14 protein-coding genes, 1 CRISPR repeat array and 1 other annotated feature are annotated in these 15,009 nt (G+C 30.9%); of the genes, 10 read left to right on the top strand and 4 right to left on the bottom strand.

All coding sequences use genetic code 11. The features are described from left to right. Positions 1-165: 165 nt before the first annotated feature. From Q5I67_RS00175 to Q5I67_RS00130, 10 genes are all read left to right on the top strand, one after another. Entirely contained in the window at positions 166-1,080 is a 915-nt protein-coding gene (locus Q5I67_RS00175; protein ID WP_302485979.1) for a DMT family transporter, read from the top strand. A 99-nt stretch (positions 1,081-1,179) separates the two neighbouring features. Beyond that, the gene (locus Q5I67_RS00170) at positions 1,180-1,944 is read left to right on the top strand and encodes a dihydroorotate dehydrogenase electron transfer subunit (RefSeq protein WP_302485978.1); all 765 of its coding nucleotides are present in this window, start codon (positions 1,180-1,182) and stop codon (positions 1,942-1,944) included. Beyond that, a complete protein-coding gene (locus tag Q5I67_RS00165; protein ID WP_296898873.1) occupies positions 1,944-2,849 on the top strand; it encodes a dihydroorotate dehydrogenase in 906 nt (301 codons plus the stop codon). Before Q5I67_RS00170 ends, Q5I67_RS00165 begins: the two co-directional genes overlap by 1 nt. 179 nt (positions 2,850-3,028) lie before the next feature. Continuing rightward, positions 3,029-3,981: direct repeats of the CRISPR family, unit length 30 nt; unit sequence GATTAATAGAAACAATAGTTGTATTTGAAT. Between the two features lie 93 nt (positions 3,982-4,074). Further along, positions 4,075-4,575, top strand: a complete 501-nt coding sequence (locus tag Q5I67_RS00160; protein ID WP_302485977.1) for a hypothetical protein — start codon at positions 4,075-4,077, stop codon at positions 4,573-4,575. Between the two features lie 107 nt (positions 4,576-4,682). Continuing rightward, positions 4,683-4,821, top strand: a sequence feature (ribosomal protein L20 leader region). Between the two features lie 26 nt (positions 4,822-4,847). Beyond that, the gene (gene infC / locus Q5I67_RS00155) at positions 4,848-5,402 is read left to right on the top strand and encodes a translation initiation factor IF-3 (protein WP_296922279.1); all 555 of its coding nucleotides are present in this window, start codon (positions 4,848-4,850) and stop codon (positions 5,400-5,402) included. After that, the gene (gene rpmI / locus Q5I67_RS00150) at positions 5,389-5,586 is read left to right on the top strand and encodes a 50S ribosomal protein L35 (protein ID WP_008538462.1); all 198 of its coding nucleotides are present in this window, start codon (positions 5,389-5,391) and stop codon (positions 5,584-5,586) included. Before infC ends, rpmI begins: the two co-directional genes overlap by 14 nt. 36 nt (positions 5,587-5,622) lie before the next feature. Beyond that, positions 5,623-5,976: a 50S ribosomal protein L20 gene (gene rplT / locus Q5I67_RS00145; RefSeq protein ID WP_008538460.1), complete on the top strand. Its 354-nt coding sequence runs from the start codon at positions 5,623-5,625 to the stop codon at positions 5,974-5,976. Between the two features lie 166 nt (positions 5,977-6,142). Further along, positions 6,143-7,378: an LL-diaminopimelate aminotransferase gene (locus Q5I67_RS00140; protein ID WP_296922283.1), complete on the top strand. Its 1,236-nt coding sequence runs from the start codon at positions 6,143-6,145 to the stop codon at positions 7,376-7,378. Between the two features lie 233 nt (positions 7,379-7,611). Then, the gene (locus tag Q5I67_RS00135) at positions 7,612-8,475 is read left to right on the top strand and encodes an alpha/beta hydrolase (protein WP_302485976.1); all 864 of its coding nucleotides are present in this window, start codon (positions 7,612-7,614) and stop codon (positions 8,473-8,475) included. 103 nt (positions 8,476-8,578) lie between these two features. Beyond that, positions 8,579-8,935, top strand: coding sequence for a hypothetical protein (locus Q5I67_RS00130; RefSeq protein ID WP_302485975.1), 357 nt, complete (start codon positions 8,579-8,581; stop codon positions 8,933-8,935). 214 nt (positions 8,936-9,149) lie between these two features. Here Q5I67_RS00130 and Q5I67_RS00125 read toward each other — a convergent pair whose 3' ends face one another. From Q5I67_RS00125 to Q5I67_RS00110, 4 genes are all read right to left on the bottom strand, one after another. Further along, entirely contained in the window at positions 9,150-10,097 is a 948-nt protein-coding gene (locus Q5I67_RS00125) for a reverse transcriptase family protein (RefSeq protein ID WP_302485974.1), read from the bottom strand. Positions 10,098-11,347: 1,250 nt separating this feature from the next. Then, entirely contained in the window at positions 11,348-12,484 is a 1,137-nt protein-coding gene (locus Q5I67_RS00120; RefSeq protein WP_302485973.1) for a restriction endonuclease subunit S, read from the bottom strand. Between the two features lie 51 nt (positions 12,485-12,535). Then, positions 12,536-13,603: a DUF871 domain-containing protein gene (locus Q5I67_RS00115; protein ID WP_302485972.1), complete on the bottom strand. Its 1,068-nt coding sequence runs from the start codon at positions 13,601-13,603 to the stop codon at positions 12,536-12,538. Between the two features lie 4 nt (positions 13,604-13,607). Continuing rightward, positions 13,608-14,996: a PTS transporter subunit EIIC gene (locus tag Q5I67_RS00110; protein ID WP_302485971.1), complete on the bottom strand. Its 1,389-nt coding sequence runs from the start codon at positions 14,994-14,996 to the stop codon at positions 13,608-13,610. Positions 14,997-15,009: the final 13 nt, after the last annotated feature.

The following is a 15,009-nucleotide window of genomic DNA, read 5'->3' as shown; positions in this document are numbered from 1 at the left end:
TTCTTTTATATAAAAGAAAAATGAATAATCTTTGTTCATAAAAGAAAAGTAATAATAACTTATTATAGCATAGTGATAAATATTAGAATATATTTTGTATTTAATCTAGTTATGGGGATATGTTATAATGATGACTTAGGTTTTTAGTTAAATGGAGATGTTATTTTGAAGAATAAGGCTTATGTATTATTATCTTTAGCTGGGATTTTATGGGGTTTTCAGCCTGTAGTGGTGAAATTTATTGTAGCGGAGATGAACCCACCTACTTTAGTATCTTTCCGATATTTACTACTCAGTGCTACCTTATTTTTATTGATGAAAATTACACATAAAAAGGATTTTATACCGCCGAAAAGTTGTTGGTTACCACTTATGATTATGGGATTAACAGGTGTTAGTTTGAATAATGGTTCACAATTTACGGGGCTACAGTATTCCACCGTAGCTAATGCTACATTGATTGCGGCACTTACACCAGCGGTTACTTCTTTGTTGGCATTTATATTTTTGCGTGAAAGATTGGCATTACTGCAATGGTTAGGAATAATTATTTCTATATCAGGAGCATTGTATTTGATCAGCAATGGCAATTTAGATGCTATTTTACATATTTCATTTAATTTAGGGGATATATTATTTTTCGTAGCTCAGACTAGTTGGGCGATTTATTGTTTGCTAAGTATTCGTGTGATGAAGAAAATGTCTGTATTATCTGTTACAGCATGGGCAGGTGTATTTGGAGCAATTTTTATTGCAATCTATGGATATTTTATCTGCGGTTTATTTATACCTGCTTTGTCTTGGAAAGCCATGGCTTCATTTGCATATATTGTATGGCTCGGTGGTGTAGGAGCAATGATATTTTGGAATATTGGCGTAAAAAATGTAGGTGCCAGTACAGCTTCAATATTTTTGAATATCATGCCTATAGTCGGTATTGTTACAGCTGCAATAATGTTAAATGAAATAATCACTATTGAAGAATGCTTGGGGGCAGTGGTTATTCTATTAGGAGTATATATAACGACACATACAAAACAGATTTTAGATAAGTTGAATATACAAAGAAAAATTAATTAAATATAATTATAGATTTTTAGCTAGAAATTTTGCGAAAAAATTAGTTATATAGTATTATGATTATAAAGTATAATGTGTAAAAAAATAGGAGGGTTTCTTTTGAAAAAGCTTGTAGTAACAGGAACAATTTTGCTCAACAAAGCAGTAAATGAAAATGTAAAACACATGGTTATCAAAGCTCCAGAAATTGCAAATCTTGCCGAACCTGGACAATTTGTTCATGTAAAAACTTTGCATAGTGAAAATTTCTTGCGTCGTCCTTTCAGTATTGCTGACGTAGATAAAAATGAAGGAACGATCACTTTAATTTATCGTATCGTAGGTAAAGGTACAGCTGAATATGCTAGATTAAAAGAAGGCGAAGAATTCAGTATCTTAGGCCCTATCGGTAATGGTTTTAAATTAAAAGAAGGTAGACCATTACTCGTAGGTGGCGGTGTAGGTATTGCACCACTTATCTATTTATCTCGCTTACTCAAAGACCAAAAACCTATTTTACTAATCGGTGGTAAAAATAAAGATGAAGTATTCTGGGAAGAATATTTAAAAGAATATGCAGATAAAATTTATATCACAACAGATGATGGTTCTGTAGGATTTAAAGGTTTCACTATTCAGTTAATGCCTGAAATCTTAAAAGAAAATAATATTGACTGTATTTATACTTGTGGTCCAAATATCATGATGGAAGGCGTGGCAAAACTCGCTTATGAATATGATATTGATTGCCAAGTATCATTAGAAAAACGCATGGCTTGCGGTATCGGTGTATGTCTTGGTTGTACTTTTGAAGGTAAACTCACTAAAAAACGTCGTAAAGTCTGCACAGAAGGCCCAGTTTTTGAAGCTAAGGAGGTATTTTGATGAATTTATCTGTAAAGATTGGTAATCTTGAATTAAAAAATCCTGTAATGGGAGCTTCAGGAACATTCGGATTTGGTAGAGAATATGAAGATTTTCTTGATGTAAATGAAATCGGTGCAATCGTTACTAAAGGCGTTACACCAAAACCTCGTGCTGGCAATCCAGGTGTTAGAATTGCAGAAACTCCTGCTGGTATGCTCAACTGTATCGGTCTTGAAAATCCAGGTGTAGATGCTTTTATCTATGATATCTTACCAAAAATTAAAAAATATAATACAGCTGTTATCGTGAATATTTCCGCAGGTTCTGTAGAAGAATATGCGGAAATGGCATGGCGTTTGGATATTGACGGCGTAGATGCTGTAGAAGTAAATATTTCTTGTCCAAATGTAAAAGAAGGCGGTATCGTTTTCGGTACAGATCCAAAAGCAGCAGCTGCTGTAACTCATGCAGTAAAAACGCATACAAAGAAAACTGTAATTGTAAAACTTTCTCCAAATGTAACAGATATTGTACAAATGGCAAAAGCAGTAGAAGAAGCTGGTGCAGATGCTATTTCTATGATTAATACATTGACTGGTATGGCAATAGATATCAATACAAGAAGACCATTACTTGGCAATATCACAGGTGGTCTTTCTGGCCCAGCTGTAAAACCTGTAGCACTTCGCATGGTATGGCAAGTAGCAAAAGCTGTAAATATTCCAATCATCGGTATGGGCGGTATTACAAATGCTGAAGATGCTATTGAATTCCTGCTTGCAGGTGCAACAGCAGTAGCAGTAGGAGCACATAACTTCATTGATCCATCAGCTTTAAAAGTAATTGCTGACGGCATTGCTGAATATATGCAAAAACACAATATTGAAGATGTAAATGAACTTGTAGGAGCATTACAAGATTAAATAAAAATTACCAAGTGAATTTTTACTAAATAGCCTATAAAGCTAAGAAATATAAGCTTTATAGGCTATTTTTTTATATAACTAATAAAAATTAAAATCACTTGGTAAAATTTTTTTATATCCTTGAATAGCAAGACTTTAGAGACTATAATAAAAAAAGAAATATTAATAAATATAGGGATTAATAGAAACAATAGTTGTATTTGAATTTGTGCTAAGTGGAATATTAGAAAATACTGCATGTGATTAATAGAAACAATAGTTGTATTTGAATGTTTTTATAAATCCAGCAAAACAGCTTTCAATCAGATTAATAGAAACAATAGTTGTATTTGAATCTAAAATACGCCGAAAAGCCCGCGTCTGTATAAGCAAGATTAATAGAAACAATAGTTGTATTTGAATAGATAAGGGGCAGGCAAGAAGAAAAGCCCCAATATGATTAATAGAAACAATAGTTGTATTTGAATATGCCCTAATTGTAAAGAATGGCACCTTATAACACATGATTAATAGAAACAATAGTTGTATTTGAATATATCTTTAATTTTTGTTACACCATAGATACATAAGATTAATAGAAACAATAGTTGTATTTGAATTTATCGACCAAATGTCGGTAAAAATCATTTATGAGATTAATAGAAACAATAGTTGTATTTGAATGGAAAAAGATATATTTAGTTAATATAGAAAATAAGGGATTAATAGAAACAATAGTTGTATTTGAATACAGTGGGGAAGTTGTTATATACAAGAAGGAAATAAGATTAATAGAAACAATAGTTGTATTTGAATTATCTATGATATATGCTGTAAATATACCATAGATGTGATTAATAGAAACAATAGTTGTATTTGAATTCGCTAAATTAGCTGACGAAGAAAAAAGATTATTCGGATTAATAGAAACAATAGTTGTATTTGAATTCATCTGTGTTAACTAAAGCTTTAAGCTTAACTTGAGATTAATAGAAACAATAGTTGTATTTGAATACCATTTTGTAGCCGATAGGTTCTGGGGTAGGATAGATTAATAGAAACAAGAGTTGTATTTGAATTTTGGAAACGTTGTGTGTGTGGTAATGTAATTTTGCAAAAAGATTAATAGAAATAAGATACGTTATTATGACAAGAACAAATAAGAATTTTATGGAAAAATTATATTATATTGGGATAAGGAAGGTGAAAAATTGACCAAGAATAAATAAAAGGAGTTTTGTAAATGAAAAAAATTCTTATTATATTTCTTTTATTATTTGTTTTTTGTGTTCCAGTATCGGCTAATACTGTAACTATTTCTGATGATTTATTCAATGCTACACTAAATACATCTAGTCCTATAAAAAGTATATTTCAAAATAGAGCATTTCCGTTATCTATAACAACAGAAGATAATACAATTTATACTTTTAGAGCCAAACCAATTACAGATAAAATATTATCTATACATCATATTCCATTGGATATAAATAATGATAATTTTCTTGATGAATGGAAAAACAATATATTAAATAATATTAATGGTATATACTATATAGAAACTATACCTATAAAAAAGGGAATTATTTACATTACTAAAGATAGTAAAAAATCATATATATATACTATCTATATAAAAAATAATATATTATTCTCTACTACAATATTAGTAAAAAATCCTATTTCTAAAAATGATTTAATCAATTTAGCTTATCAGTCAATCGAAAGTATTTATCCAAAATAAAAATAAATAATAAATAATAGAAACAATAGTTGTATTTATAAAAAACTTATTGACAGTATATAAAGTTTATGTTATATTAACATATGTTGTATCTGAGATGCAACGTATTGCACAAGAAGAAGTCACCGCTTCTCACCTTATGGCGTGCTAGTCACTAGGGTTACTAATTAAAACAAAAACGTTTGACGTATATTTTAATTTGTAATAGCAGAGGGTGACGTGCGTCATCCTCTTTTTTGTGTATATAATAAAAATAATATATAAATAATGAGGTGTTTTCTATTAGTAAAGAAACTTTAAGAATTAATGGCGAAATTCGCGCTAGAGAAGTTCGTGTGACAGATGCTCAGGGTGCACAGCTGGGAATTATGTCTACTAGAGATGCTCTTCGCAAAGCTGAAGAAGCTCATTTAGACTTAGTAGAAGTTGCTCCAAAAGCAAAACCACCTGTTTGCCGAATCATGGACTTTGGTAAATATCGCTATGAACAACAAAAACGTGAAAAAGAAGCGAAGAAAAAACAGAAGGTTATCAATGTAAAAGAAGTAAAACTTCGCCCTGGTATTGAAACACACGATTTTAACTTCAAAGTTAAAAATGCTATGCGTTTTATTGCCGAAGGCAATAAAGTAAAAGCTACAATCATGTTCCGTGGCCGTGAGCTTTCTCATCCAGAAATGGGTAAAGAGCTTTTATTAAAGGTCGCTGAAGCAATGCAAGAAGCTGTTACTGTTGAACGCGAACCTAAACTTGAAGGTAAAAATATGATTATGATTTTAGCACCTAAAGTGCAAACTAAAGGAGGAAACACTAATGCCAAAAATTAAAACTCGCAGAGCTGCAGCTAAACGTTTTACAGCTACTGGTTCTGGTGAATTCAAACGTAATAAAGCTTTCAAAAGCCATATCTTAGAAAAGAAATCACCAAAACGTAAACGTAATTTACGTAAAGCAGCTATCATCACTGCTGCTGATCATAAACGCGTAAGCAAAATGCTTCCATACGCTTAATTAATCATTTATTGTTGAAATTTAGGAGGGTAAATAATGCCAAGAGTAAAAAGTGGCGTAACCGCTCATGCACGTCATAAAAAAATCTTAAAATTAGCTAAAGGTTATAGAGGAGCTAGAAGCAAACAGTTCAAAAAAGCTAACGAACTCGTTATGAAAGCTCTTTACTATGCACGTAGAGACCGTCGTGCGAAAAAAGGTGAATTCCGTAAACTTTGGATCGCTCGTATCAATGCTGCTACTCGTGCAAACGGTATGTCTTACAGCCGTTTCATCTGCGGTTTAACAAAAGCTGGTGTTCAGGTTAACCGTAAAATGTTAGCTGACGTTGCCATCAACGATGCAGCTGCATTTGCTAAACTTGTTGAAGTTGCAAAAAGCAATCTCTAATATAAAAAATAAAAGCTGTTTCTAATCTTGAATTAGAGACGGCTTTTTTATTTTGTTTAAAAGTAAGTGAACAAGTATACATTGTTTAAATATGGCAAATACTGTATAATAAATAAGAATGAATTTTATTTATGTGATAAATAAAAAAAGTTTAGGAGGATTATAAATGGCATTAGTTAATGAAAATTATCTAAAATTGCAAGGTAGTTACCTTTTTGCTGAAGTTGCACATCGTGTACAAAAATTTAAAGCAGAAAATCCAGAAGCTGAAGTTATTAGCTTAGGTATTGGTGACGTTACATTACCATTACCACAAGTTAGTATCGAAGCTATGCATAAAGCTGTTGATGAAATGGCTAATAAAGAAACTTTCCGTGGATATGGCCCTGAACAAGGTTATGCTTTCTTACGTGAAAAAATTCGTGATGTAATTTATAAATCTCGTGGTGTAGATATCGAAACTGATGAAATTTTTGTTAGTGATGGTGCAAAATCTGACTGCGGTAATATCCAAGAAATTTTTGGTGTAGATAATACTATTGCGATTACTGACCCTGTATATCCTGTATATCTTGATACAAACATCATGGCTGGTCGTACTGGTCTTGTAAAAGAAGATGGTACTTTCGAAGGTGTAGTATATATGCCTTGTACTGCTGAAAACAATTTCACACCAGAACTTCCAAAACAGCATGTAGATATGATTTACTTATGCAGTCCTAATAACCCAACTGGTACAACTTTATCCCGTGAAGAATTAGCTAAATGGGTTAAATATGCTAAAGAAAATAAAGCAATTATTTTATATGATGCTGCATATTCTTATTATATTACAGAAGATGATGTACCTCATACAATCTATGAAATCGAAGGAGCAAAAGAAGTAGCTATTGAATTCCGTTCTTTCTCCAAAACAGCAGGTTTCACAGGTACTCGTTGCGGTTATATCGTATTACCAAAAGCTGTTAAAGGTTATACAAAAGATGGTAAAGAACAAGCATTAAATCCTCTTTGGAATCGTCGTCATACAACTAAATTTAATGGTACAGCATATATCATTCAGCGTGGTGCAGAAGCTGTACTTACTGAAGAAGGACAAAAACAAGTAAAAGAAATGGTTGGCTATTACATGGAAAATGCAAAAATTATCCGTGAAGGTTTAGCAAGCCTTGGTCTTACTGTTTTTGGTGGTGTAAATTCTCCATATGTATGGCTTAAAGTACCAGCAGGCATGACTTCTTGGGACTTCTTCGATAAACTTCTTCATGAAGCAAATATCGTAGGTACTCCAGGATCTGGTTTTGGCCCATCTGGTGAAAACTATTTCCGTCTCACTGCATTTGGTAGCCGTGAAAATACATTAAAAGCTGTAGAACGCATCAAAACTCAATTAAAACTTTAATAAAAATATAAACTAAAAAGGTTTTCTATGTAATTAATATGCATGGAAAACCTTTTTTTATACATAAAAATTTGATTTCTAAAAATTTGTTTATTATAATTTATATATAGTATTTATTAAAAGAAAGGAGATTATAAATGAGAATGAAGAAATATTTAAAATTTATGTTTGCAATATGTGTATTATTAGTTCCTTTTTTTATTGCAAGCAATAACACAGGGGAGGCGAGTGCTGTGAAAGTACCGCAAGCAGTACAAGATATGAAGGATAATTATAAAAAATCCGTAAAAGATGTGAAAGTTTCTGGAATGATAGAAGAAATTAATACACGCAATGGTGTATATAGAGCATGTGTATATTATCCAACTGGTATGGATGTAAATAATTTAGATAAACCACTTCCAGTTTATTTTGATATTCATGGTGGCGGATTTGTCATTGGTTCTTTAGAGCAAGATGATAGATTATCTCGTGCAATCAGTGATACATTGAATATCTGTGTAATTAGCATGGATTATGGTTTAGCACCAGAAAATCCATGGCCACAGGGTATTGAAGATGTATACGATATAGTAAATTATTATGTAAAAAATAATGATAAATACCATATAGATGTACATAATATGGCAATTGGCGGTCACTCTGCTGGTGGAAATATCGCAACTGTTGTAGCTATGATGGCAAATGAAACAAACGATTTTGCGTTTAAATGTCAAGTGCTTGATTATCCACCAATAGACCTTGCCAAAAATCCATATACAAAACCAATTATAGATGGTGCTATTCCACCAAATGTTTCTGTACTTTATAATAGTTGTTATTGCACTAGTGAACAGTCAGTAGATCCACATTGTTCACCAATATTTGCAAGTGATGAAGAATTAAGTAAATTACCACCTACAGTGATGCTTGTCTGTGAAATAGATTCACTCTGTGATGAAGGTATTGATTATGCGATGAGATTAGCACACAATGGTGTAGAAGTAACAGTAAGAAAATTCATGAATGCAAGACATGGATTTACTGTACATTCTGAAGAAGAAGGTAAATATGGACAACAGATGATAATCGAAGGATTAAGAAAATATTTACTCTAATATGAAAAAAGTTATTAAATAATGGATTGTACCCTAAAAGATGGATATAAAATATTTTAGGGTACAGTTTTTTTATTAGATAATGATTTGATGTATAGTAAAAATGAAGTATTTTTTATCTAAATGTATAGATGAACAAAGAGAGGCGATAGCTATGAACAATCCTGTAATAAAAGAAGCTTTAAATTATGAGATGGTATTTTCACAAGATGAGATAAAAAGACGTCAATATGAAATACAAGAAAAAGCGATAAGAGATTATAACTCTACAATCTTATATAATCGCCAAGAGGGACTAAAAGAAGGATTGGAAAAAGGGTTAAAAGAAGGACTAAAAAAAGGTGCAGAAGATAAAGCAATAGAAATTGCATTGAAAATGTTAGAAAATGGCAGTGATGTTAATTTTATTGCTGATGTAACAGGTTTAAGTGTTGAAAAGATAAATGAGATAAAAAAATGATATGTTCATTTCTTTAGTGGCAAAGAAACGAACCAAAGAAATCACCCGCTCACGCACTTTTTACTTTGTCAATAGCTAATAGCTATCATAAAAAGATGTTAAAATGCGGGGGAAAATGACAAAAGTATGAATTTAGATAAATTTTTTTAGATAATAGTAATATAAATTATTTAAACAAATATAAAAAAGCCAAACATATTTCATGTTTGGCTTTTTATTTAATTTTATAATTTATAGAATTTACTATTTTACTTATCTCAGGGAAAACATTAGGATTTATATTTTTAGCAGATTGGAGTTGTCCTTTTAATGTGTTAATTAGTTTTATTATTTTTCTATCATGAATAGTCATTTTTTCGTAATTTTTTATTTCTAGAAAATTATCATAAATTTTTTTTTGTAATCTATTGGGAATAGCGAGTTGCTTATCTTTTGCTAAAATAAGACCAGTAATATCTTTAGCCATATTTTTAGAATAATATTTTACTTTTTTACTGCTTAAATTATGTTTATATTTGTGTAATATAATTTTTATTTTATATGTTAATATTTTAGGATCAAAAGGTTTAGAACTAGAAAAAGTCATATCATCAACATATAAAGAAAATAGACAATTATACGATTTAGCTAAGTTATTAATTTCATTAAACATATCTTCATAAGCATGAAAGGCTATAAGTTGGCTAGTTGGAGTACCAGTAGGAAGTTTTTTTTCAAGTGTTGTTATATCAGTTAAAATTTTAGCTACATCGGGAGAAGTTTGCATTTTTTTTAAGAAAAAAAGATAAACGGCATTTCTTGTACAATTTTCATAAAATGATTTAATGTCTATTGTTAGAACATATGAATTTTTTAGATGATATTTACCATTGTCTAAATAACATTTACCCATTTCTCCTGAAAATAGCCAAGATGGTCGTTTAATTCTTTTTATTAAATATAATAATCTTTTTTGGAGAATTTTTAAATCTTTTTGAGGTGCAGAAATTTGACGAAATTTAGAAGAATTTTTTTTAGGAAGATTAAATGTATAATATTTAATAATTTTGTTAATATCCTTAATGTTTATTTTTAAAAATTCAGATAATTTACTCTTGCTATGACACTTATATAAGGCAGATTGGGAAATATCATATCTATATAATTTATTTTTATTTATCATTATAAAATTTCTCCAAATAAATTATTTTAAGATGTTAGATGGGCTTTTCATATTATATAAACTAAAGAAATATATTAAAATAGATTATCTAGGAAATCTAGGAAATCAGATATATTTTCTTTTATAAACATAGAAGAATAATATATTCCTTTAGATAAATAAGCAAATAATTTTACTTTATTCTGTAAAGATTCTTTTGACATATTTATTTGCTTAATATGAAAATTACTATGAATGAGTAACAATAAAAATAATAAATTCATATTATATCACTCCTTTCCCAGACAATTCTACTTTAGTAGTAAGTTAGTCTGTTCCCGCAAAAGGAGTTGGTGCAAACATAGTTTAACCCATCTAACTGTTTCTAAGCAAGAGCGAAGGCTCCCGCCGGAGCTCTTGCTGTTGCACAAAGAGTAGCAAGTGTTATTGCATGTGCCCTTAAAAAATAGAGTAAATTAAAATATTTACTCCACGAACATATAGTTCCAAAAATCGGGAGATACCATGCTAGTTACTATAGCTATGAATATCATAATAGCAAAATAAAAAAATAATGTCAAATGGTTAAACTATTAGATTTATTAGTAGTGAGTTAAATTTTAGAATACGGAAAAATAACGTATTATTTATAAAAATATTCAAGATAAAATAATAACCAAATATTCCTCACGTTAGCGAATTTTGCGGTAGCCGTAGGCTATTGGCAAGAATAAAACCATGACTATGAATTTAGCTCTACTGTTTGAGCGAAGCGAGTTTAGAGCGTTATAGTCATGGTTTTATAATTGACAAAGAAAAATTGATATCGGGAGGTAGAGTTCTTTTGTTACTTTTCTTGCTCATGAAAGAAAAGTAAATATAAAATAGATATTTGTTCATTTCTTTAGTGATAAAGAAACGAACTAAATCACAACAAGTTGCATAACATATTTCTAGAGTGCTAAAGCACTAAGAACTATGTTAAAATCACCGCAGATAAATTTTAGCTTTGGAAAAAATTATCATTGCATACAACGCTTAAAACTCGCAAGGCTCAAACAGTAGAACTAAAAGCGTAGCTATATTTTTATCTTTGCCAATAGCTAATAGCTACCGTAAAAAGATGCTAAAATGCGGGAAATGGTTAGGTGTTATTAAAGATTTTTAATGACTGGCGTTACTATTAAAATTTTAAAATGCGGAAAAAGTTTGGTATTATTTATTGTTGTTCTTTTGGTGTTTTTCTTAGTTATGAAAGAAAAGTAATCGGACTATACGAACATTTGTTGTAATAGTCCTTTTTTTATTTGTTGCCAGTGTTCTAGCTGGGCTTTTTGGTTATCGAGTTTGCGGTCAAATGCTGAAAGGAAATCTGCTATTTTTGTTTGTTCTTCCAAACAAGGAAAATTAAATATTAGATTTTTGAATATGGTAGCAGAAAAATTACCTTGTCCACCTTGTAAATAAATACTAAGAAGTTTATTTCTATAAAAATTTAATAATTGATATAAATAATGTAAATTTAATGTAGTACTACGTACACATAAAATAGCTTGATTTATAGCACCATTAATTTTAGAAATAGAAGTATCACCACTTGTAGCACCATAAAGAGCAAATAATAAATCACCTTTTTTTACAAGTTTTGCAGATGATGAATTAAAGCCAGTTTCAGTAATAAATGTTTCAGTAAAACTATTATGAATTTCACCTGATTTTATAAATGGAATAGTTCCATTATAATAATCTTTTACATTAACAGAAGGTGTTCCACCAGAATAAGATGTAGTAATGTCGCCAAGTTTTTTCTTTTCCCAATTAGGATAATTATTGCCGTTTTTATCTTTAAAACGTAGTTTTTGGCTAAAGATTTGTTGTAGTAAACCTTTTTTCTGATTTTCTAGGCTAGTGATAGTATTTGTTAGGTTTTCTATTTTTTTATCTATTGTACTAAAAAAACTAGCAATTTTTTCTTGTTCAGCATATGTTGGAATAAATCTATTAATATGTTCTATTGTTGAAGCGGATAAACTAGGTACTCCTGTAGATTCATCATAAATTTTCCAATTAATATTTTGAAATAAATAATATTGAAATTTAGGATTTTGTTTTAGTTTAGGTTTAGAATAAAAAAGCGTGTCTACAGACCAAAAAGGTGTTTTCATATATTGAGGTTTATTGATAGTTCCTTTTCTGCCGATAAGAACACATTCCCAATCACATAAAAATTTATCAATATAAGTAATAATTCCGCCTGTTCCTAAAACAGGATATAATTTTTTTTCATTAGGTTCATTTTTATAATCTTTACCATGATAAATTTTTAAGATATCTTTAATTAATTTCTTTTCCCATTGTGGATAATCATTACCGTTATTATCTTTAAATCTTAATTTTGGTATATTCAATATATCAACCTCCAATCTTTGAAACTTGTTATTTTTAGCTAGAAATTTAATTTAAACTTTTATTTTAAATTTGCTATTTGGTTTTATATAAGGTAATAAAATTAATTCGCTGTCTAATAATTTAGCAATGGTATTGATTTTATTATCTTTTTTTTGTGCATGGGTGATGATTTGCATTTCTCCTGCGTAGCGTGCATAAAGGGCATTATCTAAGGTGATAGAGCCTATTTCTCTAGGGGCGATATATTCAGGGCAGATATATATTTGTTTGAATAATGCCCTGCTTTCTTGGGTGCGAATGGCTCCGTCTGCTTCATCTAGGCGAGCGGTGAAAGTGCTTTGTTGTAGGGTTTTTAGTATATCTTTATTTTGTGTTAAATTTTTTGCTTTTAATAAGATATATTCATCAGTTAAATTGGCTAATTCTTGGATTTCGTCTTCTGTAGGTAGGCTATCGCCGATAAAAATGGAGTCGATACCTAGTAATTTTAGATGTCGCATGGCAAGGCTGGCTGTTTGATAGCGGTGCATTTCTAATGTTGGCAAGCCTTTTTTGATTGGTGAGCGAGCTTTATTATAGCTAGGTATGAAAGCACCTACGGAAATATTATATTTATGAAGTAATTCGTTTTGTTGTTGTAATTTTTTTACGTTTAGACCTGTGCCTTCACGAGGATAAAAGTTATGGAGTGCATCAATATGTTGGAAATCTGTTTGGTAATGATTTAATTCATCAAGAAATTCTTGAGTGATGGTTGAGGCATTGAATTGTAATTTTATATTTTGATGACTTAATTGGGCTATTTGCTCGGCACTGTAGCCAAAGTCTAAGCGAAGTGTAGTTATGCCAAGAGTAGTTAATTCTTGGATATTTAATGTATCTAAATTTAATAAAGCTAGAGTATTTGGCGATACATCACAGATTACTTCCATATTATATTTCTGTGTGAGTTCTAAAATTGTCTGTAAATCTTGTTGGAAATGGGAAATATCTGTTTCTGGTATATGAAATGAGGTAAAAATGCGATTGAGATTATATTTATGGGCTAGATGAATTAGATTTAAATTTTCTGCTAATGTATTATCTAAGCCAAGATAAATGGAAATGCCGTTTTGCAAAATATCACTCCTCAATAGGATCGTTAAAGCCGATTATTAATGTGGCGATAAAGCCGAAAATATAGGCTGTGAAAAGTCCGATTAGATAATAAAGCATTTTGTCTGTGCTAGCTGTGAGTGGTAGACCAGATAAACCAATGGAGGTAGCACCTACATGGAAAAATGCTTGCACTGCACCACCAAAAGCACCGCCGATACAAGCAGAGATGAAGGGTTTGCCAAGTGGTAAGGTTACACCGTAAATCAAAGGTTCGCCAATGCCCATAAAGCCGACAGGAAGGGCAGAAGCTATGGTTTGTTTTAATTTTTGATTTTTAGTTTTGAGATATACAGCGATAGAAGCACCGACTTGCCCTGCTCCTGCCATAGCTAAGATAGGCAGAAGGATAGTAACACTATATTGATTGAGCAGTTCAGCATGAATAGGTGTGAGTCCTTGGTGAAGACCTGTCATAACGAGTGGCAAGAAGATACCGCCGATGATAAAGCCAGTGATAGCACCACCAGAATTGATTGCAGATGTTACGAGTACGCCGATAGTCTCAGCGATGATACCGCCGATAGGTTGTAAGATGAATAGAGCAGGGAAAGTGGCGATTAAGATTACAAGTAGTGGTGTTAAGAATAAATCTAAAATTTTTGGCACGATTTTGTGCAATTTATTTTCTAACCATGAGGAAAAAGCTACTACTAATAAGACGGCAACGATACCACCGCGACCTGCTAGTAAATCTATATTAAATAGGCTGATATTGTTGAGCATGGGGTGTGTGATGATAGCTGCCATAGTACCGCCGAGCATAGGAGAAGCGTGGAATTCTTTGGCGGTGTTGATACCGACAAAAAGATTTAAGCCGAAAAATACGGCATTTCCTGCTATTTGTAAAACTTGGATTGCTGGGTAGTTTGTGATAGTAGGATCAATTTTTAAGGCGATATTTAATAATCCTGTGATTAGACCGCAAGCGATAAATGCAGGTATAAGTGGCATGAAGATATTAGAAATGCGTTTTAATAATAATTTAAAAGGTGTAGCATTTTTTTTGCGGATTTGTTGATGAAGTTCTTCGGCATTGCCAAATTGTTTTTGTTCGTTATTTGTATCTTGATTTGTATTTTGAGCATTAGTTTCAAGATTTTTATTTGCATATAATTTTTTGAATTCAGCCGTTACTTCATTTACTTTCCCAGGGCCTAAGATGATTTGTAGTTCATTATCATTTAAGTTTACGCCTAAGACATTGGGAATATTTTTTAATTCTTTTAACGGTAAATTAGTGATATCTTCTGTTTTTAATTGTAAGCGAAGTCTAGTCATACAATTAGTTATTTTTAAGATAGAAAATGACTTCATAAGTTCATAGATAGCAAAAGCTGTTTGTTGTAAATTCATAGAAACCTCGCAA

This window comes from uncultured Megamonas sp., from assembly GCF_958438645.1.
Classification (GTDB): Bacteria; Bacillota; Negativicutes; order Selenomonadales; family Selenomonadaceae; genus Megamonas.
The sequence above is the reverse complement of the archived record's forward strand: the minus strand, read 5'-3'. Positions and strand labels throughout refer to the sequence as shown.

Bases quoted from the DNA above. Each gene is read 5' to 3' on its own strand.
- Q5I67_RS00165 (WP_296898873.1), top strand. From the start codon at position 1,944: ATGAATTTATCTGTAAAGATTGGTAATCTTGAATTAAAAAATCCTGTA.
- Q5I67_RS00160 (WP_302485977.1), top strand. From the start codon at position 4,075: ATGAAAAAAATTCTTATTATATTTCTTTTATTATTTGTTTTTTGTGTT.
- rpmI (WP_008538462.1), top strand. From the start codon at position 5,389: ATGCCAAAAATTAAAACTCGCAGAGCTGCAGCTAAACGTTTTACAGCT.
- rplT (WP_008538460.1), top strand. From the start codon at position 5,623: ATGCCAAGAGTAAAAAGTGGCGTAACCGCTCATGCACGTCATAAAAAA.
- Q5I67_RS00140 (WP_296922283.1), top strand. From the start codon at position 6,143: ATGGCATTAGTTAATGAAAATTATCTAAAATTGCAAGGTAGTTACCTT.
- Q5I67_RS00130 (WP_302485975.1), top strand. From the start codon at position 8,579: ATGAAGTATTTTTTATCTAAATGTATAGATGAACAAAGAGAGGCGATA.
- Q5I67_RS00125 (WP_302485974.1), bottom strand. From the start codon at position 10,097: ATGATAAATAAAAATAAATTATATAGATATGATATTTCCCAATCTGCC.
- Q5I67_RS00110 (WP_302485971.1), bottom strand. From the start codon at position 14,996: ATGAATTTACAACAAACAGCTTTTGCTATCTATGAACTTATGAAGTCA.